The 21772-nt window shown below is 64.6% G+C and carries 19 protein-coding genes and 1 pseudogene; 8 read left to right on the top strand and 12 right to left on the bottom strand.

Features of this window, described 5'->3' with window-relative positions:
* The 4 genes from ACN6O8_RS25440 to ACN6O8_RS25455 all read left to right on the top strand — a co-directional run.
* Positions 1-1733 (top strand): hypothetical protein (locus ACN6O8_RS25440; protein WP_427993741.1); only part of this gene is annotated, 1733 nt, incomplete at its 5' end.
* A 1458-nt stretch (positions 1734-3191) separates the two neighbouring features.
* Positions 3192-3674 (top strand): hypothetical protein, encoded by a 483-nt coding sequence (locus tag ACN6O8_RS25445; protein WP_427993742.1) that lies wholly within the window; start codon positions 3192-3194, stop codon positions 3672-3674.
* Positions 3675-3703: 29 nt separating this feature from the next.
* Complete coding sequence (locus ACN6O8_RS25450; protein ID WP_427993743.1) at positions 3704-4057, top strand: hypothetical protein; 354 nt, start codon at positions 3704-3706, stop codon at positions 4055-4057.
* Between the two features lie 870 nt (positions 4058-4927).
* On the top strand, positions 4928-5341 hold the full coding sequence (locus ACN6O8_RS25455) for a hypothetical protein (protein WP_427993744.1): 414 nt from the start codon (positions 4928-4930) through the stop codon (positions 5339-5341).
* On the opposite strand, the pseudogene ACN6O8_RS25460 reads toward ACN6O8_RS25455, so the two are convergent.
* The 12 genes and pseudogenes from ACN6O8_RS25460 to ACN6O8_RS25515 all read right to left on the bottom strand — a co-directional run bounded on the left by ACN6O8_RS25460 (position 5338) and on the right by ACN6O8_RS25515 (position 16255).
* Positions 5338-5751: pseudogene (locus tag ACN6O8_RS25460) on the bottom strand (transposase). The gene ACN6O8_RS25455 and the pseudogene ACN6O8_RS25460 sit on opposite strands and share 4 nt — an antisense overlap.
* Positions 5752-5903: 152 nt before the next feature.
* The gene (locus tag ACN6O8_RS25465; RefSeq protein WP_427993745.1) at positions 5904-6731 is read right to left on the bottom strand and encodes an ABC transporter permease; all 828 of its coding nucleotides are present in this window, start codon (positions 6729-6731) and stop codon (positions 5904-5906) included.
* The gene (locus ACN6O8_RS25470) at positions 6724-7485 is read right to left on the bottom strand and encodes an ABC transporter ATP-binding protein (RefSeq protein WP_427993746.1); all 762 of its coding nucleotides are present in this window, start codon (positions 7483-7485) and stop codon (positions 6724-6726) included. Before ACN6O8_RS25470 ends, ACN6O8_RS25465 begins: the two co-directional genes overlap by 8 nt.
* Positions 7482-8795: an acyl-CoA thioester hydrolase/BAAT C-terminal domain-containing protein gene (locus tag ACN6O8_RS25475; RefSeq protein ID WP_427993747.1), complete on the bottom strand. Its 1314-nt coding sequence runs from the start codon at positions 8793-8795 to the stop codon at positions 7482-7484. The genes ACN6O8_RS25470 and ACN6O8_RS25475 overlap by 4 nt, the downstream gene beginning before the upstream one ends.
* Positions 8792-9898 (bottom strand): ABC transporter substrate-binding protein, encoded by a 1107-nt coding sequence (locus tag ACN6O8_RS25480; protein ID WP_427993748.1) that lies wholly within the window; start codon positions 9896-9898, stop codon positions 8792-8794. Before ACN6O8_RS25480 ends, ACN6O8_RS25475 begins: the two co-directional genes overlap by 4 nt.
* 37 nt (positions 9899-9935) lie before the next feature.
* Positions 9936-11471 carry a class I adenylate-forming enzyme family protein gene (locus ACN6O8_RS25485; RefSeq protein WP_427993749.1) on the bottom strand — a complete coding sequence of 512 codons (1536 nt, stop codon included), beginning with the start codon at positions 11469-11471 and terminating at the stop codon, positions 9936-9938.
* A gap of 12 nt (positions 11472-11483) precedes the next feature.
* Positions 11484-11906: a PaaI family thioesterase gene (locus ACN6O8_RS25490; RefSeq protein ID WP_427993750.1), complete on the bottom strand. Its 423-nt coding sequence runs from the start codon at positions 11904-11906 to the stop codon at positions 11484-11486.
* Positions 11907-11923: 17 nt separating this feature from the next.
* Positions 11924-12928, bottom strand: a complete 1005-nt coding sequence (locus tag ACN6O8_RS25495) for a zinc-binding dehydrogenase (RefSeq protein ID WP_427993806.1) — start codon at positions 12926-12928, stop codon at positions 11924-11926.
* Positions 12929-12983: 55 nt separating this feature from the next.
* Entirely contained in the window at positions 12984-13979 is a 996-nt protein-coding gene (locus ACN6O8_RS25500; protein WP_427993751.1) for an ABC transporter substrate-binding protein, read from the bottom strand.
* Between the two features lie 16 nt (positions 13980-13995).
* Positions 13996-14799, bottom strand: coding sequence for an ABC transporter permease (locus tag ACN6O8_RS25505; RefSeq protein WP_427993752.1), 804 nt, complete (start codon positions 14797-14799; stop codon positions 13996-13998).
* Positions 14796-15551, bottom strand: coding sequence for an ABC transporter ATP-binding protein (locus ACN6O8_RS25510; RefSeq protein WP_427993753.1), 756 nt, complete (start codon positions 15549-15551; stop codon positions 14796-14798). Before ACN6O8_RS25510 ends, ACN6O8_RS25505 begins: the two co-directional genes overlap by 4 nt.
* Entirely contained in the window at positions 15548-16255 is a 708-nt protein-coding gene (locus tag ACN6O8_RS25515) for a GntR family transcriptional regulator (protein ID WP_427993754.1), read from the bottom strand. The genes ACN6O8_RS25510 and ACN6O8_RS25515 overlap by 4 nt, the downstream gene beginning before the upstream one ends.
* Positions 16256-16596: 341 nt before the next feature.
* Between ACN6O8_RS25515 and ACN6O8_RS25520 the strand changes: the two genes are divergently transcribed.
* From ACN6O8_RS25520 to ACN6O8_RS25535, 4 genes are read left to right on the top strand one after another with little or no spacing between them, the layout of a single operon-like run.
* Positions 16597-18243 (top strand): ABC transporter substrate-binding protein, encoded by a 1647-nt coding sequence (locus ACN6O8_RS25520; protein ID WP_427993755.1) that lies wholly within the window; start codon positions 16597-16599, stop codon positions 18241-18243.
* Positions 18240-19202 (top strand): ABC transporter permease, encoded by a 963-nt coding sequence (locus ACN6O8_RS25525; protein ID WP_427993756.1) that lies wholly within the window; start codon positions 18240-18242, stop codon positions 19200-19202. The genes ACN6O8_RS25520 and ACN6O8_RS25525 overlap by 4 nt, the downstream gene beginning before the upstream one ends.
* The gene (locus ACN6O8_RS25530) at positions 19199-20077 is read left to right on the top strand and encodes an ABC transporter permease (RefSeq protein WP_427993757.1); all 879 of its coding nucleotides are present in this window, start codon (positions 19199-19201) and stop codon (positions 20075-20077) included. The genes ACN6O8_RS25525 and ACN6O8_RS25530 overlap by 4 nt, the downstream gene beginning before the upstream one ends.
* Positions 20078-20085: 8 nt before the next feature.
* Complete coding sequence (locus ACN6O8_RS25535) at positions 20086-21759, top strand: dipeptide ABC transporter ATP-binding protein (RefSeq protein ID WP_427993758.1); 1674 nt, start codon at positions 20086-20088, stop codon at positions 21757-21759.
* Positions 21760-21772 lie beyond the last annotated feature (13 nt).

Consider the following 21772-nt stretch of genomic DNA (forward strand, 5'->3'; position numbering starts at 1 on the left):
TTTCGGTGGTGGTCACCGGAGGCGATCCGCAGACATACGCGCGCGAGGCCCACTACACCTTTAACAACGCCTGGGCGAATGTATCGAAGATTACCGCGACGTTTGGAGGGGTCGGGCCTGCCACAATTTTCAAAAACGGACTGCATCAGGCCGCCTTGGTATTGAACATTACACTGGTCGATGGTGCCGGCGAACAATTGACCGACGACAACTCGCCGGAATTCTCCCAATTTCTGAAGAATGTCTGGTTTATCGATTACTACAGCCGTGAAGAGCTGAGCTGGCTCACGTTCTCTGCGGTGAAAAACCAGTTTTCCGCGCAATTGTATAGCGGCCGTGCATCTGGGGCGGCTATCGATCCGCCGCCCGGTTCGCATGGCATCGAGAATGGTGTAGTAAAACTGACTTACTACGTCTCTTGCGCGGAGCGGCCAGCTTCCGCGGTGGATATTGGCCAACGGTTTCGGCCGACCGCAGGCTTTGGCGTCAATGTCGATCCCCCCAAGAACCAGGACATTTACAACGCGGATGGAGCCAATGCGCAGGGGGGACTCTCGGAAAGGGCCACGCTCACTCTATTATCCGCAATAACCTATACGCTCCAGGATTTGGATTGCCAAGCGACACTCCGAACCAATCCGGACACGAACGACGAAGGGATTACGGATCCGAGCGAACCAGCGCCTGAAGGAAACTGCTCGCGCCAGATTGATTACACGTTCAGTTTAACCGGGCCAACGGTGGTCAAGTATGGTGCAAACATCTACGAAGTGCGAGTGGACAAAAATCAATATTCTGCGCTCAATGGGTACTGTGTGGGGTACAGGGGCGAGCATCTGTATACTCATGCGGCCTACTTCTGGCCGCTGAATCTGAAGGACTTGGATGGTAATCCCATCCCGGGCTCGGACGCACGCGAGTTCTCGCTGGGAGAATATGAGGTTTCGAGATTTGTACCTGGTTCCGTACGCTTTGATAATAGCTTACAAGGGTTTTTTATTACTTTTTATGGCTATTTTGGGTACTGGTACGACAAACTTCGCCGACGTACCGCGAATATAGACTTCAAGCTGTACGATCAATATGGAAACTCCGGAGATTTCCATATCTCTACCGATAATATGCCTTCAAAATATGTCGAATTCAAATCATGGAAGATGCTAGCGGAAGGGGCGGTGGGGGAGATTCCGGAGCCGCAGTATAAGGACGGAGAGGGATTTCCTGGGGCATGGAACACCAAGTTTTATGGGAATTTTGGGAAGGATCGCGAAGCGCAATACGTTTGCGGAATAAACTACATTATCGCTGTGGGTTTGTACGGAGATTATGTTCTTGTGGGGCGGTCAGATTATACGGACATGCCGTCTACGTTCTCGTTCGTTACGCAAGGCACAGATCCCCTAAATAGAGGGCGGGTTTTGGTGCGGGCAGTCGATTCCTACCAATCTGGACACGTCGGCCCCTATTTTCTTGCCAGGTCTTCTGAAGACGGCACCGTAATGATTTTTCCCTCGAGTTTAATCGGGGAATTCAGTGCCGATGATGGCGGCAACGTCCAGCCAATTTGGGCGAGGCAAAGTATCGTTTTCCAAGCTATACACAGCGACTCCAAGTACATTTGCACTTCTACGCCCGTCGACTTGGCTGAATGTTTCGGGAAAAACTACATTCAGGGAGACCAAAAGTTTGAATTTATACCTGTTGACTATTACTCCGGGCCATTTAAAAAATAGTTGAACCGAAGCGAGAATAGGTTCTCACTGATCTGCCGGCCGGAACGTTTACGTCCTGTACCCAACGCTCGGTCTGTGATGCACTAATTAGGTCTATCGCGCGTCAGCTTCGAGCTCGCACCTACGTCGGTTGCGTTGCACCGCTCTAGCATATCAGCGAGCATGACTGAGCGTGGGCGGAATCGAAACGGCTCCTTTCTGTGCATACCACGCTACGTAGCATGGAAGCGGGATGGCGGTATTTTCTCGCGGCAATGGATTAGCGTGGGTGCGGGGCGGCTGCGTCAATTATTGTACGCTGAGGATATAACATGAAAGACATTCAGACCTCATGCAGGTGGCAGTGCATCGCAGCCGCCCTGAAACAACATTGGCTCTTCTGCCCATGAGCGTGGCCGGTTGCCGAATTGACGCCTCCTGTTCAAGCCTCATAAAAATCGACGGTATGTTGCCGTCAAAAATTCTGCATGAACGTGCCCTGATATCGAAGGTGTGCTAGGTTGCTGGAGAGCTTCTAATTGCAACCGGTGGATGCTGCAGAGCCTGGTGATGGCTTGGTGAAAAACTAACGCCTAGGGAAGCTATTTTTCGGCCATAGGAAGTAACATTTCCGTCTGGCATGAAGTTCCTATCTTAGACTCAGGTATGCCAATGACCAGTGGACCATGCGTTATCTGATGTTAATTGCCGCCTATATTCGGGGGGGCGCCGGCGACTGAGACGAGGTTTCCATCCTGGTTTTTGTGTGCGGGCCGAAGGATAATGGGCTGATCGAGTCGTTCAACGGTCGACTGCGTGATGCAGGGGAAGGTCACAGGCGACCAATCTCCAGTTTTGAACTGTCCAATTTACGGGGAAAGGTCACTCTTTCTCAGCCCGCGTTCTTGCATCTCGCGCCCCATCATACGTTCGGCCTTGGAGTAGCTGCGGTCGCAAGCCTGGAAATAGGCTATGGCACTGCGCGCCCTTGCGCTGTGCGCTTCATGCAAATTATCTATATTCTCGATGAAGGCGAGTAACTGCGGGCTGTCCAGCGCCTTGGCTCCCAACCCTGCCCCACAATCCGGCGCTCGGGCGTGACGTAGAACGGAACCAAACGGATCCGTGCTATGCCGCGCATAGAACGCTAAAGTACACAAGAGAATCCCTTATAGCTAACCAAAAATGGCTTCATGGCCCCGGCAACGGTCTGCCTAGAGCGAGCAAATCTGCCTCCATCATGTCCTAAGCCCCAACAGCGGCACACTGAACGGAGCAACTATTCAAAAATCGCGGTTCCAAAGCAAATACGGAAGTTTCTACATTCTGAAAATATACGCACCATGCCTTAACTAGCCTGTTATAGGCAACGTGGCCGTATCGTATCGAAATTCGCACTATTATGAGCGCCGGCTCGGTAGCCAGTACATTGCCCCCTCTACGACCCATTACGACGAACGCAACGCGACGAAAAACGCAATGCCTCAGGCTTCGGATCTGGTTTCACAATCCATGTATCTATCCTGCAACAATAAAGCGGCCGAAGCAATATATGTAAACAGGAGGCTTATTATGATAAAAAGACTATTTCTGGCAGCTATATTATTAATTTCTCTTCTCTTAATCGCCAATGCGAGGGCCGATCAGCCGCCACCCCCGGTGAATCTTGAGGTATATGACCCATGCTCAGTCGTCTTGGACAAGCCAATGTATGTGATAGATGTGATCACCGACCCCGTGGATCGTTATACATATTCAGTTCGCTTAAGTCCAGAAAGAAGCCTCTCTGGTGATAAATATCATATGCGCGTTGGTTACAAACTTCCACACCCTGTGGCGCAAGCTATGTTCTCGACAATGCTAACTGCCGTATCAAATCCAGGGATCGTTATAAAGCCAACGGATTGCGATGAGGTAGAAAACGCGATCATTTCTTTTTATGCAATAACGGTAAAACAATGAGATTTCAGATTCACAGAGGGGGCTGAGTCATGAAAGTGTTGTCGAAATCGAAAAAAAGCCTTTTTCTTTTAGCCGTGGCTAGTGTCGTGTTTTGTTACTCATCTCCCGGGCAATCGGCCGAGTATGTATCGTGCAGGACTTATCAGGACATTCCCGTGCGGATCGAGGGGATCTTGTTTGCCGATGATCGCACTGTCCCAGGCGACTTTTTTTTTAGCGTGAAGGTCAACGGCAATTACGTCAAAGTCTGGCAATCTACGTATGAGATTGCAGGTCAGGCCACATTTGAATTACTTAGGCAAGCAGCGAAACAAGGCTGGAAAACCACCTTCGCTCTGTGTTTCAACGACCAGATAGTTACGGTTAAGGTAGTGGCGAACTAGGCCGCGTAGTTGCCCTAAAATCGGGAGGAAGATTTGAAAACCATTTCCGTTGTAAGACTAGTTCTTGCGGCCGCACTAGCAGTCGCGCTTGTTAGGGTGAGCAATGCTGCATCCACGGAAACGGACTGCCAGGAAGACGTATTCCGAGGCAACGGTGTCGTCCTAGGATTGGATCTGGGGTTGGGCGGATATGTATTTAATGTGCGCCTAGCGGGCCCGCAAGGTACCGATGCTTGGTATCGCATTGCATACGCTTTGGACCAACCGCTTGGCATGGCAACGTTCTATACACTAAAAAGGCTCTGGCTTACGCGCCAATCCATACGGCTCACCCGATGCGTCGACGGGGAAATTAGAGCATTCCGGTTCGGTGGATTAGATGCCAACGGACTGTGAAATGGTGTTTGCAAATCGCACGTGGGGCATGGCCGTCACTTGTTGCGTGGAGGTTTTACATGAAATTAGTGCTTTTGGTTTCCTGCTTGACATCTATTACGTGCTGGGCGAGTGAGCCTGTGGCTGGCCTAGGAGCACAGGCGAGCACCCCCTATGAAGACTGCGGAGCAGATTCAGCTTGGCGACCTGCTTCTGCGCTCGAAATTGGGAGTGCTGGTCAGGATGCAATGTTCGCTATCCGGGCCACAAACGATTATTTGCGTTACACGAAATTCTTTAGACCCCTTGACGGGCCTGGAGGGATTGCGATGCTTTATTTAGCACATGATGCGTTGGATCTGAGTTCGATAACTAATAGGAAGACACTGTCCATTGAGCGATGTACCTCGAAGGAGATCACGGGAATATATGCATCTGGTGGCGGGCTTTGATCGCCAGGAGCAAGGTTGTCTATTTGCAACGAGGTAACCGAGAATGAAGAAGTTTTACCTTTGCTTAGCAATTCTACTGGGGCTGGAAGGTCAGGGTTTCGCGCAAAATGAAGTCCCGGCGGAAAAAGGGCGATGGCCAGATTGCCGCGAGTTATCCGGTAGGCCGTTAACAATTTCTGGCATTACAGCGGGAATAACACCTTGGGAGATGACAGACCCCTCGAATGGCGTTGATGACTGGTCGATCGATTTTAAAGACCGGTCGGGCGAGGCGGTTGGGCGGCTATACTATTATGCGAGCGTGACTGACGCTCGCGGCGCGGCGTTGTTCGAACTCGCCATTCGCGCCATGGTCGCTAATTTAGAAGTTACGATCAATGGTTGTGACATGGTTAGGGATAAACCAACGGTAGGTTTCTACAGTTTGAGTATATCTGCTATCAAGCCCAGTCCCTAGATATTCGCCCCACCATTTATCCCCATAAGATGAGTACAGATTTCGGCAAGGATGTCGCGCGTGCCGTCGGGCAGCACCGCCAGCGCCAGGTATACGGCCCTGTTGCGCACCACGCCATCCTCTCGGATCTTGACTCGTAGCGCATCGAAGAACGCCACCGGATACATCGTCTCCAGAGGGCCGTGTTTGCCAAGTCATGACCTCGCCCATCACCGCGTCAGTCACCGTGCTGATGAACGCCGGCGAGACTTCCGTCCCGTATTGCTCGGTCAGGAACCCTGAATCTGGCGCATCCTCATACCCCGGGCGTATATCGCGATGATCTGGTCGTCGAACCCGGTAAAGCGGCGCTCGTGCTTGAAAATCTGGATCGGCGCGAAGCTGCCGTCGCGGTTGCGCGGGATTTCCACCTGCAGTAGTCCGTCATCGGTCAGGACGGAGTTGCCGCTCTTGCCTTTGGCGCTGGTTAGTGGTCATCCGTGGGCGCTCGCCACCCGCGACCCAGCTGCTGGGATCACATGGGGAGAATACGCTGGGCGGCGGACGGTCTGGCGCCGCGCCCTCAGTGGTGCTCGCCGCGGGCGGCGCCTTCCCAGAACACCACGCGGCGATGCAGCCGCCGCATCAGCAGCGAGCCGGTCAGGCCGATGGCGGCCAGCAGCACGACCCCGGCGAACATGGTGGCGAGACTCATGCTGACCGACGCCGACGCGATCAGGTAGCCCAGGCCGCGCTGCGCCGACAGGAACTCGCCCACCACCGCGCCGATCAGGGCCAGGGACACGCCGATCTGCAGGCCCGAGAAGATGTCGCCCGCGGCGGCGGGCAGCTTCACGTGCAGCAGCAGATAGCGACGGCTGGCGCAGAACGCGCGACAGGCATCCAGCAGTTCGGGATCGGTGCGCTTGATGCCGTTGACCGTGTTCACGAACAGCGGAAAGAAGCACACCAGCGCCACCAGCACCACCTTCGAGGCCATGCCGAAGCCGAACCACACCAGGATGATGGGCCCCAGCGCGACCTTGGGCATTGCCTGCAGCCCCAGGAACACGGGATAGCAGAAGCGCTCGAAGGTGCGCGATTCGGCCAGCAGCGCGCCCAGCGCGATGGCGAGCCCGCAGCCCAGGGCGTAGCCGGCGACGGCCTCGGCGAGCGTGGCGCCGATGTGCGGCCACAAGGAGCCGCTGGCGAAGCCCTGCGCCAGCGCGTTGAACACGGCGGCCGGCCGTGGCAGCAGGTAGTCGGGAAGCGCGAAGAGCACGATGGCCGCCTGCCACAACCCGATCAACACGGCCAGGCTGATGAGCGGATAGACCGGGGCGGGCAGGCGCGGGCGGGACGGCGCGCGGCGGCCGCGCCGCTGCCTGGGGGAATGGGAGGTGTCAGACATGGTGCGTGAAGTGGCGGCGCAGGTGGTGGCAGGCCGCGTTGAAGTCGGGTTGGCCGAGCGTGTCTGGCGTGCGCGGACGGGCGATCGGCGGCCGGTAGTCCTCGACGATGCGGCCGGGGCGGGGCGACAGCACGAGGATGCGGTCGGCCAGGAACACGGCTTCGGCAATGCTGTGCGTGATGAAGAGCACCGACTTGCGTTGCTGGCTCCAGATCCGCTGTAGTTCCAGCGTGAGGGCCTCGCGCGTCAGCGCATCCAGCGCCGCGAACGGCTCGTCCATCAGCAGCAGCGCGGGGTCGGCGAGCAGCATGCGGGCGATGCCCACGCGCTGCTGCATGCCGCCCGACAGTTCGTGTGGATAGTTGGCGGCATAGCGCTCCAGGCCCACGAGCGCCAGCAGTTCGCCGGTGCGTTCGCGCGCCGCCGGCGCGGGCAGACCCAGCGTGGCGGCCGGCAGCATTACGTTCTGCGCTACCGTGCGCCACGGCAGCAGATTGGGCTTTTGGAACACGACACCCGTGCGGCGGCTGGGCCCGGCGATCCCGACGCCGCCCAGTGTCAGCGTGCCGGCCGTGGGCTCGATCAGGCCCGCCGCCAGTTTGGCGAGAGTGGACTTGCCGCAGCCCGACGGGCCCAGCACCGCCACGAATTCGCCTTCACCCAGCGTGAGGTCGATGGGCCCCAGCGCCTCGATGGTTCCACGCCGCGTGCGGTAGGACAGACGCACGCCCGTCAGTTGCAGGTCTTGCGTCATGCGCTTGCCTCGCGCAGAAAGCGCACCCCCGCGGCCCATGCGCGGCGGCTGGCCTGTGCGTTGGCGTGGGCCGAGCCGCCGCCGTCCAGCAAGATGCCGGCGACCGGGTGCGGCTTGGCGATGAGCGTGGCGGGCAGGTGCGGCACGCCGATGGCATGGCCGGCGCCGGCCGCGCGCACATGTTCGACCGGCCAGCGATGCGCGTGATCTCGCAGCGTCCGGACGATGTGGTCGGCGTAGTCGGCTGATGGCCAGAAGCCGTCGTCGGTGCCCGACACGAGCAAGACCGGGCCCGCGATGCGTTCCACGGGAATGCGCGCCGCGGCGACGCTGTCGGCATGACGCTGCGCGCTCACGAAGGCGGGCGCCTGGCGCACCTGCCGGTCGCCCGCATCGCGCGCCTCGAATGCCGTCCAGTCGGCGAGCGGGTTGCCGTCCCAGACGGTGCGCAGGGGCTCGCCGCGCCAGGTCCAGGCGGGTTCGCCCGGTGCTTGGCCCGGCCGCCCGGCGCGCAGCGTGCCGTGCACGACCGAGCTCGGCACGTAGGCGATGACGGCGCTCACGAGCGCAGGAAAGCGCGCCCCGAGCAGCAGCGACAACTCGGCGCCGCGGGACTGGCCGGTCAAGGCGACGAAGCCGCGGGCCGGCTTGACCTTCGCATGCACCCACCGCAGCGCGGTCTCGAAGTACTCCAGCGGGGTGTCGGAGATATGGTCGGGTCGTCCGGGTGACTTGAAGTACCCCAGAGCGATGGCCTCGTAGCCCAGTGCCGCGTACAGCGCCGCGCGCTGGCGCGCCACGCCGCCGCCCGAGCCATTGAACACGACGATCGCGGGATGCGGGCCGGGGCCGGCGGGAATGTAGCGGCTGCCCGACAGGCCGTCGGCGAGTTCGACACGCGTCACGCCGTCGACCTCGAAGCGCTGCACCAGCCGTGCCTGCAACGATACCTGGGCCGCCGTCAGCGTCAGGGCGATGGCAAGCGGTTCCGTCCCGTCGCTGTGCTGCGGCGCCGTGGGCGGTTCGACCCGCTGCAAGGCCCAGGCGACCGCCATCGCGTCGGCGACGCCCCAGTCGCCGCGAACGGGGGCTTGCGCGTCCAGGTCCAGCACGCCGTCGGCGCCGACCTCGAAGTCGGCTTGCGCGCGCCACAGGCTGCCGTCCGGGTGGCGCGAACTGGCCTGCAGGCGTGCCGGGCCCGGCGGCAGGCCGTGGGCGACGATGCGACGGGGCTCGTCGATGCGGGCGTCCGGGGGGATCACCCGCAAGGCGGGGGGCGGCGCGAGGGGAGGCAGTGCGTCCTGGCTCATTGCTGTGCCCGGGCCTTGGCGCGTACGGCTTCGGCGTCGAAGGCGTTGATGCGCGGCAGCAGGTGGTTGGTGAAGAGCTGGTCGACGGGGACGTCCGCGCTAGGGTATTCGCCGGCGTCCGCCATGGCCTTGATGCCTGCGCGGATCGCGTCCAGGTCGTACTGGCCCGGCACGCGCGCAGCGCCGGCCGGGGTATGCAGCACGCGTTGCAGGCGGCGCGACAGCAGCGTGGTCGCGTCTTGCAGCGCGCGCGCTTGGTCGCCTTCCGGCTTGGCCTGCGGATTGGCCTTCCAGAATGCATGGACGCAGAACGTCGGGTTGGCCTCGCAGGCGATCTGCCCCTTGGTGTAGGCGCGGGCAAAGCGTTCGAGCAGTTGCGGATTGTCGCGCAGGGTATCGACGTGCGCGATGAAGCCGTTGCCCGCGGTTTCGCCGAATACGGCGGGGTAGGCGATCCGGCGAATCGGCGTGCCCGACATTTCGAGCATGTCGTTCCAACTGCTGTTGAAATTGAGCGCGTCGACCTGATGGTTGCGTAGCGCCTGGAAGCCCGCGGCCAGCGCGCCCACGGCCACGAACTCCACGTCCTTGCCGGGGGCGAGACCGGCGGTGCGCAGGGCCGCGCGGCCGCCCGGGATCGTGCCCCAGGTGAGCGCGCCCACGCCGATCTTCTTGTTGCGCAGGTCTGACAGCGTCTTGATCGGGCCATCCGCGAGCACCGCGAACTCCATCGTGGTCGCGGGCACGCCGTTGTAGAAGTACTTGAGCGGCAGCGGGTCCTTGCCGCCGAAGGTGCTGGAGATGACGGGCTCCGAAGTCGGGTAGCCAACCGTCACCCGCTTGTTCGCCACTTGGGGCAGCAGCGCGCCGGCGCCCTGGAACACAATGGTCTTCACCGCCAGGTTTTCTTCCTTGAAGAAGCCCAGCGCCTCGGCGGCGGCATACGGGGCGCCGTCGTGCACGGCAGGGGGGATGGCGAGCGCCACCGTGAATTCGTCGGCAGCATGCGCGGCGGCGCCCGCAAAGGCAAGGGCGAGCGTCACGGCGAGACGGGTGGCGAGCGGCAAAGCGCTCTTGCGGCGGGAGTGCGGCGGTTGGGGCATGGAAAACTCCTGTGTCGTTCTTGGCGGATGGGTCGTGTCAGCGCGTGGCCGGGGAGGCGATGCGCGCCGCGGCGTCGCTCAGCAGCGCGGCGCGATCGATCTTGTTGGTGCCTGCCAGCGGCAATGCCGGCAGGAACCAGACGTGACGGGGATGCTGATACGCCGGCGCATGCGCCAGCGCGTAGTGTTTGATGGAGTCGGCGTCGGGCGCGGTGCCTTCGCGCGGCACGATGTAGGCCACTGGCTTGGCGCCCTTGATGTCGTCCTCGACGGGCACCACGCAGGCCTGCTGTACGTCGGGATGGCCTTCGAGAATGCGTTCGACCTCGCCGGGGTAGATGTTCTCGCCGCCGCAGACGAACATGTCGTCGCGCCGGCCCACGAAGGTCAGGAAGCCGTGGGCATCGCGGCTGAACACGTCGCCCGTGCGGTAGTAGCCATCCTCGGAGATCGGCGAGGCCAGATCGGGGCGGTTGTGATAGCCCAGCATCAAGCCGGGGCTGCGCAGCTCCAGCATGCCCGTGTCCGGCGGATCGTCCGGCGCGCGCGCCAGGCGCAGGTCGACAGCGGGGTGGGGATAGCCGACAGACAAGGCCGGCGTGGGAACCCCGTCGGGATGCGGGCCGAAGACCACCGGGCCCGCTTCGGTCGTGCCATAGGCGTTGATGACGCGCGCGTTTGGAAACAGCGCGCGGATCCGGGCGAGCAGGCTCGCGCTCACGGGCGCCGATCCCATGCGGATCGCACGCACGGATGACAGATCCGTGGCAGCCAGCAAGGCCTGTTCGCGCAACATCATGGCGATCATCGGCGGCACGGCCGTGAGCCAGGTGGCGCGCCAGCGTTCGATGGCTTCGATGTAGCGACGCGCGTCGAACTGCGGCAGCAGCACCGTGGTCGCGCGGCAGGCCAGCGCCAGAAAGGCCAACGCGAGCGCGTTCATGTGATAGAGGGGCGCCGCGATCAGTGTGCGTTCGCGATCGAGCGGCGTGGCGGCCTGCCGCGTGCGCACGGTCCACAGCTGACCCGCGTGCGACAGGCGAACCCCCTTGGGCTTGCCGGTGGAGCCCGAGGTGTAGAGCATCAGGGCCACGTCGTCGGCGGCGGGGCGCCAGGCCGGCGCGCTGCCGGGGGCCAGGAAGGCGTCCCAGCTTTCGCCGTCCAGGGGCACGCCGGCCGCGCCGTCGGGAACGGCGCCGGCGCGCGCGGCATCATGAAAGACCAGGCGGGCGCCGCTGTCGGCGATCACGTAGGCAATCAGGGCGGGTGGAAACTTAAAGTTCACCGGCACCGCCACCAGGCCGGCGCGCATGATGCCGCACACCGTGGCCAAATAGCGCGGCGAGTTGGCGGCCAGCACGGCGATCCGTTCGCCCGGGGCATAGCCGCGCGCGCGCAGACCCTGGGCCACGCCTTGCGCGTGCGCCGCGAACTCGGCCCGGCTCACGGCCACGGCCTGTCCGCGGGCGTCCAGGCCGATCAGCGCGATGTCGCCACCATCGGCTGCGCCCAGCGGACCCGCGAGTTCGCCCAGATTGCGCATGCCGGTGGCGGCGTCGTCCAGAGCGCTCATGCCGGCCTCCGGTTAGGCGCGCGGCGTGGCGTAGACGCCGCGGCCACTGGCGACGAGCTTGCCGTCGGCGTCGAACACCTGGGCCTCGGCCACGGAGACCTGGCCGCCGAACTTGATCACCTTGCCATGGGCGCGCAGATCGGCGGGGCCGGCGGGGCGGTGGTAATCCACCCGCAGGTCGATGGTCGGCACGCCGCGTCCAGTCTGGGACACGAGCGCCCAATCGGCCGTCAGGTCGACGAGCGCGGCCAGGATGCCGCCATGGGTGTAGCGCTTTTCCGCGTTCACCACCCACTCTTCGCGCCAGCGCGCGGTCAGTTCGATCTCGCCTTCGCGGACCGCCTGCACTTCAAGGCCGAGCCATTGGTGGTAGGGGCCGCGCAGCAGGCGGGCCTGGATGTCGGCGGGGGCCGGCAGGGTTTGCGTGTCGCTCATGGTGCGTTCCTTTCCGTTCAGGGGTTGACGATGACTTTGCCCAGCACTTCGCGATCGCGGATCAGCGCGAGGCCGTCGGCGGCCTGCTCCAGCGGCAGGCGGCGGTCGATCAGCGGCGCCATGCGGCCTTCGGCCACGAGATCGAGCAAGGCCTTGAGGTTGTCGTCGTAGAAGCTGTTGGAGCCCTTGATGTTGAGTTCGAAGCTCCACACGTAGCGCAGGTCTTCCTTGGGATCGTGACCGGCCGTGGCGCCGCAGACCAACAGCGTGCCGCCGCGTTTGAGGCATTTGAGTGAAGGCACCCAGGTGTCGCCGCCCGTGAAGTTCACGACCACGTCCACGCCGCCTTCGTTGGTGCGCCGCTGCGGTTTGCCGTAGCGCGCGATCGCCCACTTGGAGAAGTCGGTCTCGCGGTAGTTGATGACGTGATCGGCGCCCAGCGCCTTGAGCGCTTGCGCCTTGGCCTCGCTGCCCGCGCAGGCGATCACCTCGGCCCCCAGGAGCTTGGCCAGGATGACGCTCGCGGTGCCTACGCCGCCGCTGGCGCCGAGGATCAGCACACGATCGCCGGCCCGCACGGTCTGGTGCGTGATCAGCATGCGGTGCGCGGTGCCGTAGGCCACCGGCAGCGCTGCCGCCGCGTCGAAGCCGACGGCGTCGGGAAGCGCGATCAGTTGGTCTTGCGCCACCAGGCAGTACTCGGCCATGCCGCCGTCCAGCATTTCGCCCATCAGTCCGCGGGCGCGGTTCAAGGGGTTGACGAGCACGCGGTCGCCGGGCCGCCAGCCGGTCACGCCAGCGCCGACCTCGCTCACCTCGCCGGCCAGGTCCAGGCCGATCACCACGGGCAGTGGCACTTTGATGCCGGGCATGCCCTGGACGGTGAAGACGTCGTGATAGTTGAAGGAGGAGGCGCGCACGCGGATAACGACGTGGCCTTCGGTGGCCACCGGCACGGGCTTGTCGGTGACGACGCGCAGTTGCTCCAGGCCGCCGTGTTCCGACAGCAGCAGCGCTTTCATGGTCTTGCTCATGGTGTTCCTTTGCGTGGAGGCGAGGCGCGCGGCCCCGCTGGGATTACTTGAGTTTCTTGGCGGCGTTGTACGGGCCGGTCACGAACAGATCGGCCGGCAGACTGCCCTTGATGAGGCCGCCCGCGGCGAAGACCTCGTGCTGACGCTTGAGCGTGGCCAGATCGGCTGGCTCGAAGGCCACCCGGTTCATGTCGTTCCATTGCGCCGCGTAGATGCGGGCGTCTTCCTCGGGCAGGTTGGCCGACTTGCGCAGGATGCCGACCACCTCCTCGCGGTGGCTGTCGCCCCACGCCAGCGTGTTGCGCAGGCCGGCGATCACGCGGGCCACGACTTGCGGCTGTTGCGCGACGAACTCGCTGCGGACCGCGCCGATGCCGATATAGGGCACCGAGCTGGCGCCCGTGAGTCGCTGCCATTCCTGGGCGAACGAGCCGAGCTTGGTGACCTTGAGCTCCTTCAGTTGCGCGACGGTGACCGAGCGCAGCGCGGCGCCATCGACCTGCTTCTGGGCCAGGAACTGCGCCAGCCGCGATTCGTTACCGCCCACCAGCGCGAAGTCGTTGGCGCCGATGCCGTGGTTGCCGGCCAGTACCGCGCCCGCGATCACCGCCACCGAGCTGCCGGCTGGCGACATGCCGATCTTCTTGCCGCGAAATTGATCCAGGCTCTTGATCGGCGAGCCCTCGGGCACGACGAACTGCACGTCGGCGGGTTGGGTGGCGGCGAAGACCTTGATGGGCACGCCTTCGGCCGCGCTGCTGAAGACACCGGCGGCCGGCGCGCCGAAGGCCAGGTCGATCGAGTTGGACGCCAGTGCGCGCAGCGGCGCATTGACGTCCGGGAAGCGCACGAACTGCACGTCCAGCCCTTGCTGCTTGAGGAAATCGGTGGCTTCGAGCACCGCGCCATAGCCCAGGCTCACGCCGCTGCTCCAGTAGCCGATCCGCACTTTGTCGGCGGCGTGGGAGGCGGCGGAGCCGAGGGCGCCGGCAAAGGCGAGGGCAACTGCGGCGGCGCGCAGAAATGGGTTCACTTGCATGGATGACTCCGTAGCGTCAGACAGGTTTCCAGCGGAACAGGTGGCGTTCCAGCGGTTTGAGGATGCCGCCCTCGAGCGCCAGCATCAGCGCCACGAGCAGCAGGGTCCAGGCGAACACCTGGTCGGTCTGCACCAGGTCGGCCGCCTGGCGCAAGCGGTAGCCGATGCCATCCGAGGACCCCAGGGTTTCGGCGACCAGCGACACGCGCCAGCCGAAGCCGAAGGCGAGCCGCGCGCCCGAGAAGAAGTAGGGCAGGATGGACGGCAGGTGGATGCGAAAGAGGATGCGCGAGGGCGAGAAGCGCAGACTGCGCGCCAGGTCGACCCACTGCTTGTCCACGTTGCGCGCGCCTTGCCACACATTGGTGAGGATGAGCGGCATCGCCGTCATGAACACCACGAATATCGTGGTCGCGTTGGAAATCCCGAACCAGATGATGGCGAACACCGCCCAGATCGCCGATGACACGGTGTTCATCACCGCGAGCAAGGGTTCGAAGATGCGGGCCAGCGCGCGGCTCGATCCCAGCGCCAGGCCTAGCGGCGTGCCGATCAGCGCGGCGAGGAGGAAGCCGACCGCGACGCGATATGTGGTCATGCCGATGTCGTGCGCGAAGCTCGGTGTCCGCGTGAGCGCGACGAGCGCCTGCCATACTTTGCCCGGGCCGGGCAGCACGAAGCTGGGCATGCGGGCCGCCGCGAGCGACCACAGCGCGAGAAACACCAGCGCCAGCAGCAGTCGCGTTGCGACGATGCCGGCCCAGTCGGGCACGCCGGCAGGGCGCGCGGGCGCCGGATTCAGCAGTGTGGTGCGGCTCATGGCTGGACTTTCAGGCGCAGGCGGCGCGTGGTTTCGGTGACGTCGGGATCGGTGGGGATGCGCGGCCGCGGCAGGTCTATCGTGACGATCTCGCGGACCCGACCGGGGCGCGGCTCGAGCAGCACGACCCGGTCGGCGAGCACGACCGCTTCTTCGACGTCGTGCGTGACGAAGAGAATCGTGTTGCCGCTGCCGGCCTGGATACGCATCAGTTCTGCGTGCATCTGCGTTCGGGTCTGCGGGTCGAGCTTGGAGAAGGGCTCGTCCATCAACAGCAGGTCGGGGCCGATCACGAGCGTGCGCGCCAAGGCCGCGCGGCTGCGCATGCCGCCGGACAGCGCGTGGGGCCAGGCGTCGCCGAAGCCGGCGAGGCCGACACGTTCGAGCGCGGCGTCGGCGCGCTGGCGGCGTTCGTGGCGGGGCAGCGCGTCCGCTTCGAGACCGAGCGCGACGTTGTCGCGCACCGTACGCCACGGCAGCAGGCGATCCTCCTGAAACAGATACCCCAGGCGTCCGTGGCGATGAAAGACCGCGGCGGGTTCGCCGCCGAGCGTGATCTCGCCGCGGCCGGGCGCCTGCAGGCCGGCGATGAGGTCGAGCAGCGTGCTCTTGCCGCAGCCCGATGCGCCGAGCAGCGCGACGACTTCGCCCCGGGCGACGTCGAAAGCGATATCGCGCAACACCTCGAGCGCGCCGAAATGCTTGGAAAGCCCGGACACGCGCAGGGCCGGGGCACGGTGCGCAAGACTCATCGCCAGCTCCCCGGCCCGGTCACGGGAATGGCCGCGCCGGTCTCGGCCAGGCTGGCGTAGAGCTTCTCCAGCGTCATGGCCTGGAAGGTTTCGATATGGCGCCGCGCGATCAGCTCGACCCGGCGCGCGTCGCCTTCTTCGAAGGCGGCGATCATGGCATTGTGATCGTGCTTGATCTCGGGCTTGGTCTTCTGCACGCCGAAGCCCAGCGCCACCAGGCGCGACATTTCGTCCATCAGGCCGGCAAGCGCGTGGTGCAGGCGCGCGTTGCCGCAGGCGGCCGCAATCGCCAGATGAAACGCCTTGTTGGCGTCCATGAATACATCGATCTGGTCATTGAGGTGCAGCACCGGATGCTGCACCCGGCAGGCCGCTTCGAGCTGGCGCAGCAGCGCCAGGTCGACGCGGCCCACGGCCAGGCGCGCGGCGAGCGGCTCGAGTTGCGCGCGCACGGTGAAGACCTCTTCGACGTCGCGCAGCGTAATGGGCGCGATCTGATAACCCTTGCGAGGGCGGGACCGCACGAAGCCCTCCTGCGCCAGCCGCGTGAGCGCGATGCGCAGGCTGGTCTTGCGTATGTCGTACGCCGCCATGAGCGCCGGCTCGGTCACGATGGCGCCCGGCGCGAGGCGGCACGAAATGACGTCGCGGCGGATGCGCTGATATGCGTCATCGCCGCTGCTCAACGCGGCGTCGTCGTTCACGGGAGGGCGGAAGGTGTCCATCGCGGCCTGTGCAAAGGTTCTGGGCGGCTCACCGATGTCTGCACATCGGCTTACCCAGGAATTCTAGGCAGGCGCAGCGCGAGGGCGAACGAAGAATATCGCCTATGAATATTCGCCGCAGTGACCGGCCTACGTAAGCTGCTCACAGGCAGCGTGCAGGCCGCGCAGCAGCGGCGTCTGCGCGGGCTTTGGCGGTGTCTGACCTTATTACCCCGGCTGCTAAGGCGCGGGCCGCATATTGACCTGCGCATTTGATCGTTCGCGCGGCCACAGGGGCTCGCTAGCATGCAGCCTGATTTGTCTGGTCGGGAGAGAGCCTCATGGGGGCCGTGGTGCAACAAGGATTGGAAAGCGGGCGGGCGCGGGCTGCGCGCCGCCAGCGTGTGCGTGGCATGGCCGCGGGATGGCTCGTCGCCGTCTTGGCGGCGGCCGGTCTGGCGGCAGGCGCCGTTGCGCAGGCGCAGGACAAGCCCGGCGTCAAGCCGGGGGGGACGCTCATCATCGGGCAATACCAGGAGCCGACGGTCTACGACCCGAACCGGCAGTACTCCTGGGAGACCTACCGGGTCGATAAACATATCTATGAGTCGCTGGTCGCCGAGGACCTGGGCCGGCCGGCCAAGGACGGCCCGCCGCCGCTCGTCCCGGCGCTGGCCGAACGCTGGGAAGTGAGCGCCGATGCGCGCACGTTTACCTTCTTCCTGCGCCGCAATGTGAAGTTCCATGATGGAACCGACTTCGATGCCGAGGCGGTGCGATTCAACGTGCGCCGCTTCACGGACACGGCTTTCGAGTTCTACGATGCGCGCGCGGCGGCGACCATGAAGCCGGTTTACGGCAAGCTCGAAGCGCTCAAGGTGATCGATCGGTATACCGTGCAGTACGTTTTCACGGCACCTTTCATCGATTTTCCGCGGCTCTTGCCGCAAGGAAATTATGTGTCGGGCATCTTCAGTCCGGCCGCCCTTAAAAAACACGGCCAGGACGGTCTTGCGCTCAACCCCACCGGCACCGGCCCCTACAAGTTCGTGGAACGCGTGCACGGCGAGAAAACCGTGCTCGTGCGCAACGACGATTGGTGGGGGGGAAAGGCGCCGCTCGACCGCATTATCTTCCGACCGATTCCCGATGACGCGACGCGGCTGTCGGCCCTGCGCTCGGGCGAAATCGATATCCTCACGCGCGTGCCGGCCGACGCCGCCGACGCGCTCGAGAAGGCGCGCTACACCGTGCATGACAGCACCACGGCGGGCCAACTGTTCCTGAGCTGGAATTTCCGCAACGAGTTCGTGAAGCACCGCGCGGTGCGCGAGGCGATCGCGGCGGCCATCGACCGTGACGGGCTGGCAAAAACCATCTTCAAGGGCCGCGCGCTCGCCTCCCGCAACATCCTGAACATCGGCAGCACTGCCTACGATCCCGCCCAGCAGGACGTCGCGTACAACCCCGATCGGGCGCGCGCGCTGCTCAAGGAGGCGGGTTTCAAGGAGGGCGAGGTCCGCTTCACGATCATCACCGACGTCGCCAATCAACCCGCCGTGGAGTGGATCCAGCGCGATCTCGGCAAGGTGGGCATCCGGGTCGACGTGGTCTCGCAGGAATGGCTGACCTACACCAGCAAGCTGGCCAACCTGGCGCCGGAAACGGGGCTCTTTACGATGGAGTGGGGCTTCGTGACGCCTTACTGGCTCAAGCTTGCCTATGACGCCTATGTGGTGACGCGCGGCGGCGGCGAGAAGGTGGTCGATCCCGAACTCGGGCCCGCCATCGCCAAGGCGGCGTCCCAGACGGATGAGACCCAGGCCATCGCGGCATGGAAGGCGGCCAACGCGGTGGCGCAGCGCGACGTGGCGTTCCTGCCGCTGGTGACGTTCCGCAATCACTTCGCCTCGGCGCCCAACGTACAGGGCTTCAATGTGCCGGCGCAGAATTTCTACGACCTCACCAAGGTCTGGCTCAAGCCATGAGCCGCGCCATAGTGTCGCGGCTGCTGCAGGCGTTGCCGCTGTTCCTGGTGATCTCGGTGCTGGTGTTCTTCATCTCGCACGCGGGCGGGGGCGACCCCATTACGAATGCGCTCGCCAGCACTTTGCCGCAGGAATCCATCGATGCGATCCGGCGCGAGTACGGCCTGGACCAGCCGGTCTGGGTGCAGTACGTACGCTGGCTGCAGCATCTGGCGGCAGGCGATTGGGGCACTTCGCTGGTGCTGCGTACGCCCGTGTTCGAGGTGTTGGGGCGCAGCTTCGGCAACACCTTGATCCTGGCCGGCGCGGCAGTGCTCGTGTGCGTGGCGGGCGGCGTGCTGGTCGGCGTGACGAGCGGGCTCAAGCGGGGCAGCCTGCTCGACCACGCGGCCATGTTTCTGATCCAGATTGGCCACAACTTCCCGGTGTTCTGGTCGGGGCTGCTGCTGATCTGGATTTTCGGCGTCCAGTTGCGCTGGCTGCCCGTGTCCGGCATGTACGACCTGCGCGGCGATCACGGCCTGGGCGATCTGTTGCGGCATCTGGTGATGCCGGCGTTGGCCGCCGCCATCATCTCGATGCTGATCCTGGCGCAGCTCGTGCGCGCGCAGGTCATCGAGATCATGGGGTCGGACTACGTGCGCACGCTACGGGCCCAGGGGCTGCCGCGCGGTCACATTCTGCGGCGTCATCTGGGCCGCAACCTGCTGGCGCCGGTGGTGAACATCACCGGCCTGCAGATCGGTTATCTGCTCTCGGGCGTGGTGTTCGTGGAGAACGTCTTCAACTGGCCCGGCATCGGTACCCAGCTTTACAACGCGGCGGCCGGGCGCGACTACCCGATGATACAGGCCGGCGTCATGCTGGTGACGGGCTGCTTCATCGTGGTGAACCTGGCGACCGACATCGTGCTGGACCTGCTCAATCCGCGCCTGCGTGGCGCGTCGGCGGCATCATGAATACGGTATTGCTCGACGGCGCGCGCGGCGGCGCGCCAGGCGCCGGTCCGCGTGCGTGGCGGCGGCTCGCGGCCAATCGGCTGGCGCTCGCCGGCCTGGTGATCATCGTGACGGCGCTCGCGGCCAGCGTGGCCGCGCCCTGGATCGCGCCGTTCGATCCCAACGCCGCGACGCCCCTGTTGCGCAATGCCGCGCCCGGCACCGACGGCCATTTGCTGGGGCTCGATGCGCAGGGCCGCGACATCCTGAGCCGCGTGCTGTGGGGCGGCCGTCCGGCGCTGCTGTCGTCCATCCTGCCCGTCGCGGTTTCGGTGGCGCTGGCGTTGGCCGCGGGCTTGCTGGCCGGCTATTACCGCAATCGCTGGTCGGCGCTGATCATGCGCGTGATCGACGTGCTGTTCGCGTTTCCGATGGTGTTGCTCGCGATCGGCCTGGCCACGGCACTCGGGCCGGGCGCTTGGGCCGTGAGTCTGACCATCATTTTCTCGGCGACGCCATACCTGACCCGCGTGGTCTACGCCGGCGTGCGCGCCGAGCGCGACAAAGACTACGTCGAGGCGGCGCGTGCCTGCGGCGCTACCACGGCGGACCTGCTGCTGCGCGAGATTCTGCCGAACGTGGTGACCGCGGCCGTGGTGTATGGCACGACCCTGGTGGGCGGGATGATCGTGTTCCAGGCCGGACTCTCTTTCCTGGGACTGGGCACCCAGCCGCCCCATGCCGACTGGGGCCGCATGGTAGCCGAAGGCGCGCAGGTGCTGGTGCTGGGGGCGGCCCACGTGGCCACCATTCCGGCGCTCGTGATCGTCACCGTGGCGCTCGCGTTCAATTGGCTGGGTAACGGCCTGCGCGACGTGTTGGATCCGCGCGATTAGGAGTAGTCATGAGTATCTTGCAGATCGATGGCCTGCGCGTGGATTTCATCACGCCCTCGGGGGAGGTTCAGGCGGCCGTGCGCGGCGTGGATCTGACGATCGCGCCCGGTGAAGTGCTGGCGCTGGTGGGCGAGTCCGGCTCGGGCAAAAGCGTGACCGCCGCCGCGGTGATGGGCCTGCTGCCCACACGCGGGGTCAGGGCGCGCGGTGATGTGCGCTTCGAGGGCGAGTCCTTGCTGGGACGCCCCGAGGCGGCGCTCAACCGGGTGCGCGGCCACGGCATCGGCATCATTTTCCAGAATTCGCTGGGCTCGCTCGATCCCGCGTTCCGGATCGGCGACCAGCTGTGCGAGTCGCTGCGCTGGCGGCAGGGCTTGCGCGGCCAGGCGGCGCGCGCGGCCGCGCTGGCCTGGCTCGAACGCGTGCGCATCCGTGATGTGGCGCGGGTGTTCGAGGCCTATCCGCACGAGTTGTCGGGCGGCATGCGTCAGCGCGTCATGATCGCGCTGGCCATGCTCGGGCGGCCGCGCCTGCTGATCGCGGACGAGCCCACCACCGCGCTGGATCCGACGATCCAGAAGGAAATCCTGCAGCTACTGGCCGACATCAACGCGCAGGAGGGCACCGCCGTCCTGCTCATCACGCACGATTTCGGCGTGGTGGCGGCGCTCGCCGATCGCGTCGCCGTGATGCGCGCGGGGCAAATCGTGGAGACTGGCGAGACGGCCAAGCTGTTGTCCGCGCCGTCGCATCCATACACCCAACGCCTGATTGCGTCCGTGCCGGGAGCGCGCGAGCCGGCGCGCTTGGCGGCCGCGCAGCCCGCCGCGTTGGCGCCGCCGCTCGTAAGCCTCGAACAGGTGTCGCGCCGCTACACGCTCGGCACGCGCTGGTTCGGCCCCGCCCCGGCGGTGCAGGCGCTTGCGCCGGTCGATCTGACCATCCAGCGCGGCGAGATCCTCGGCCTCATCGGCGAATCGGGCTCCGGCAAGTCGACGCTGGCGCGCGTCGCCGCCCGGCTGGTCGCGCCCACCACCGGCGTGGTGCGGGTGGCAGGGCAGGACGTGACCGCCCTGGAGGGCGCGGCGTTGGCGCCGGTGCGGCGCCAAGTGCAGGTGGTGTTCCAGGATGGCGGCGCATCGCTCAACCCGCGCCGCACCATTGGCGCGCAGCTCATCGCGCCGCTGTTGCGCCTGGGCGCGGCGCGCACGGCGGCGCAGGCGCGTGGCCTGGCCATCGATGCGCTGGAGCGCGTCGGACTGGGCGCCCAGCATCTGCAACGCTACCCGCATGAGTTCTCCGGCGGTCAGCGGCAACGCATCGGCATCGCGCGCGCGCTCGCGCCCCGGCCGGCATTCGTGATCCTGGACGAGCCGACCTCGGCACTCGACGTGTCGATCCAGGCGCAGGTGCTCGACCTGTTGCGCGAGCTGCGGCGCGAGCTCGCGCTGACGTATCTCTTCATCGGTCACGATCTTGCCGTCATCGAATCGTTGTGCGACCGCATCGCGGTCATGGAGCAGGGCCGTATCGTGGACGTGTTCGACCGCGATGCCTTGCGCGAATCCGGCCGCCATCCCGCCACGCGCCGTTTGCTCGACGCCGTGCTGCCGGTGTCGGTTGGCGCGCGCCTGGGCCTCCGCACGGCCATCAGCGTGTCCGACCAACGCGCGGCGGCCTGAACCATCGAATCAT

Origin of the sequence: Achromobacter sp. (genome assembly GCF_050285565.1) — a bacterium.
Lineage (GTDB): Bacteria > Pseudomonadota > Gammaproteobacteria > Burkholderiales > Burkholderiaceae_B > Achromobacter.

Bases quoted from the DNA above. Each gene is read 5' to 3' on its own strand.
- ACN6O8_RS25495 (WP_427993806.1), bottom strand. From the start codon at position 12,928: ATGAAAGCGCTGCTGCTGTCGGAACACGGCGGCCTGGAGCAACTGCGC.
- ACN6O8_RS25510 (WP_427993753.1), bottom strand. From the start codon at position 15,551: ATGAGTCTTGCGCACCGTGCCCCGGCCCTGCGCGTGTCCGGGCTTTCC.
- ACN6O8_RS25475 (WP_427993747.1), bottom strand. From the start codon at position 8,795: ATGAGCCAGGACGCACTGCCTCCCCTCGCGCCGCCCCCCGCCTTGCGG.
- ACN6O8_RS25530 (WP_427993757.1), top strand. From the start codon at position 19,199: ATGAATACGGTATTGCTCGACGGCGCGCGCGGCGGCGCGCCAGGCGCC.
- ACN6O8_RS25445 (WP_427993742.1), top strand. From the start codon at position 3,192: ATGCCTCAGGCTTCGGATCTGGTTTCACAATCCATGTATCTATCCTGC.
- ACN6O8_RS25470 (WP_427993746.1), bottom strand. From the start codon at position 7,485: ATGACGCAAGACCTGCAACTGACGGGCGTGCGTCTGTCCTACCGCACG.
- ACN6O8_RS25455 (WP_427993744.1), top strand. From the start codon at position 4,928: ATGAAGAAGTTTTACCTTTGCTTAGCAATTCTACTGGGGCTGGAAGGT.
- ACN6O8_RS25525 (WP_427993756.1), top strand. From the start codon at position 18,240: ATGAGCCGCGCCATAGTGTCGCGGCTGCTGCAGGCGTTGCCGCTGTTC.
- ACN6O8_RS25485 (WP_427993749.1), bottom strand. From the start codon at position 11,471: ATGAGCGCTCTGGACGACGCCGCCACCGGCATGCGCAATCTGGGCGAA.
- ACN6O8_RS25480 (WP_427993748.1), bottom strand. From the start codon at position 9,898: ATGCCCCAACCGCCGCACTCCCGCCGCAAGAGCGCTTTGCCGCTCGCC.
- ACN6O8_RS25535 (WP_427993758.1), top strand. From the start codon at position 20,086: ATGAGTATCTTGCAGATCGATGGCCTGCGCGTGGATTTCATCACGCCC.
- ACN6O8_RS25520 (WP_427993755.1), top strand. From the start codon at position 16,597: ATGGGGGCCGTGGTGCAACAAGGATTGGAAAGCGGGCGGGCGCGGGCT.
- ACN6O8_RS25500 (WP_427993751.1), bottom strand. From the start codon at position 13,979: ATGCAAGTGAACCCATTTCTGCGCGCCGCCGCAGTTGCCCTCGCCTTT.
- ACN6O8_RS25465 (WP_427993745.1), bottom strand. From the start codon at position 6,731: ATGTCTGACACCTCCCATTCCCCCAGGCAGCGGCGCGGCCGCCGCGCG.
- ACN6O8_RS25450 (WP_427993743.1), top strand. From the start codon at position 3,704: ATGAAAGTGTTGTCGAAATCGAAAAAAAGCCTTTTTCTTTTAGCCGTG.
- ACN6O8_RS25505 (WP_427993752.1), bottom strand. From the start codon at position 14,799: ATGAGCCGCACCACACTGCTGAATCCGGCGCCCGCGCGCCCTGCCGGC.
- ACN6O8_RS25490 (WP_427993750.1), bottom strand. From the start codon at position 11,906: ATGAGCGACACGCAAACCCTGCCGGCCCCCGCCGACATCCAGGCCCGC.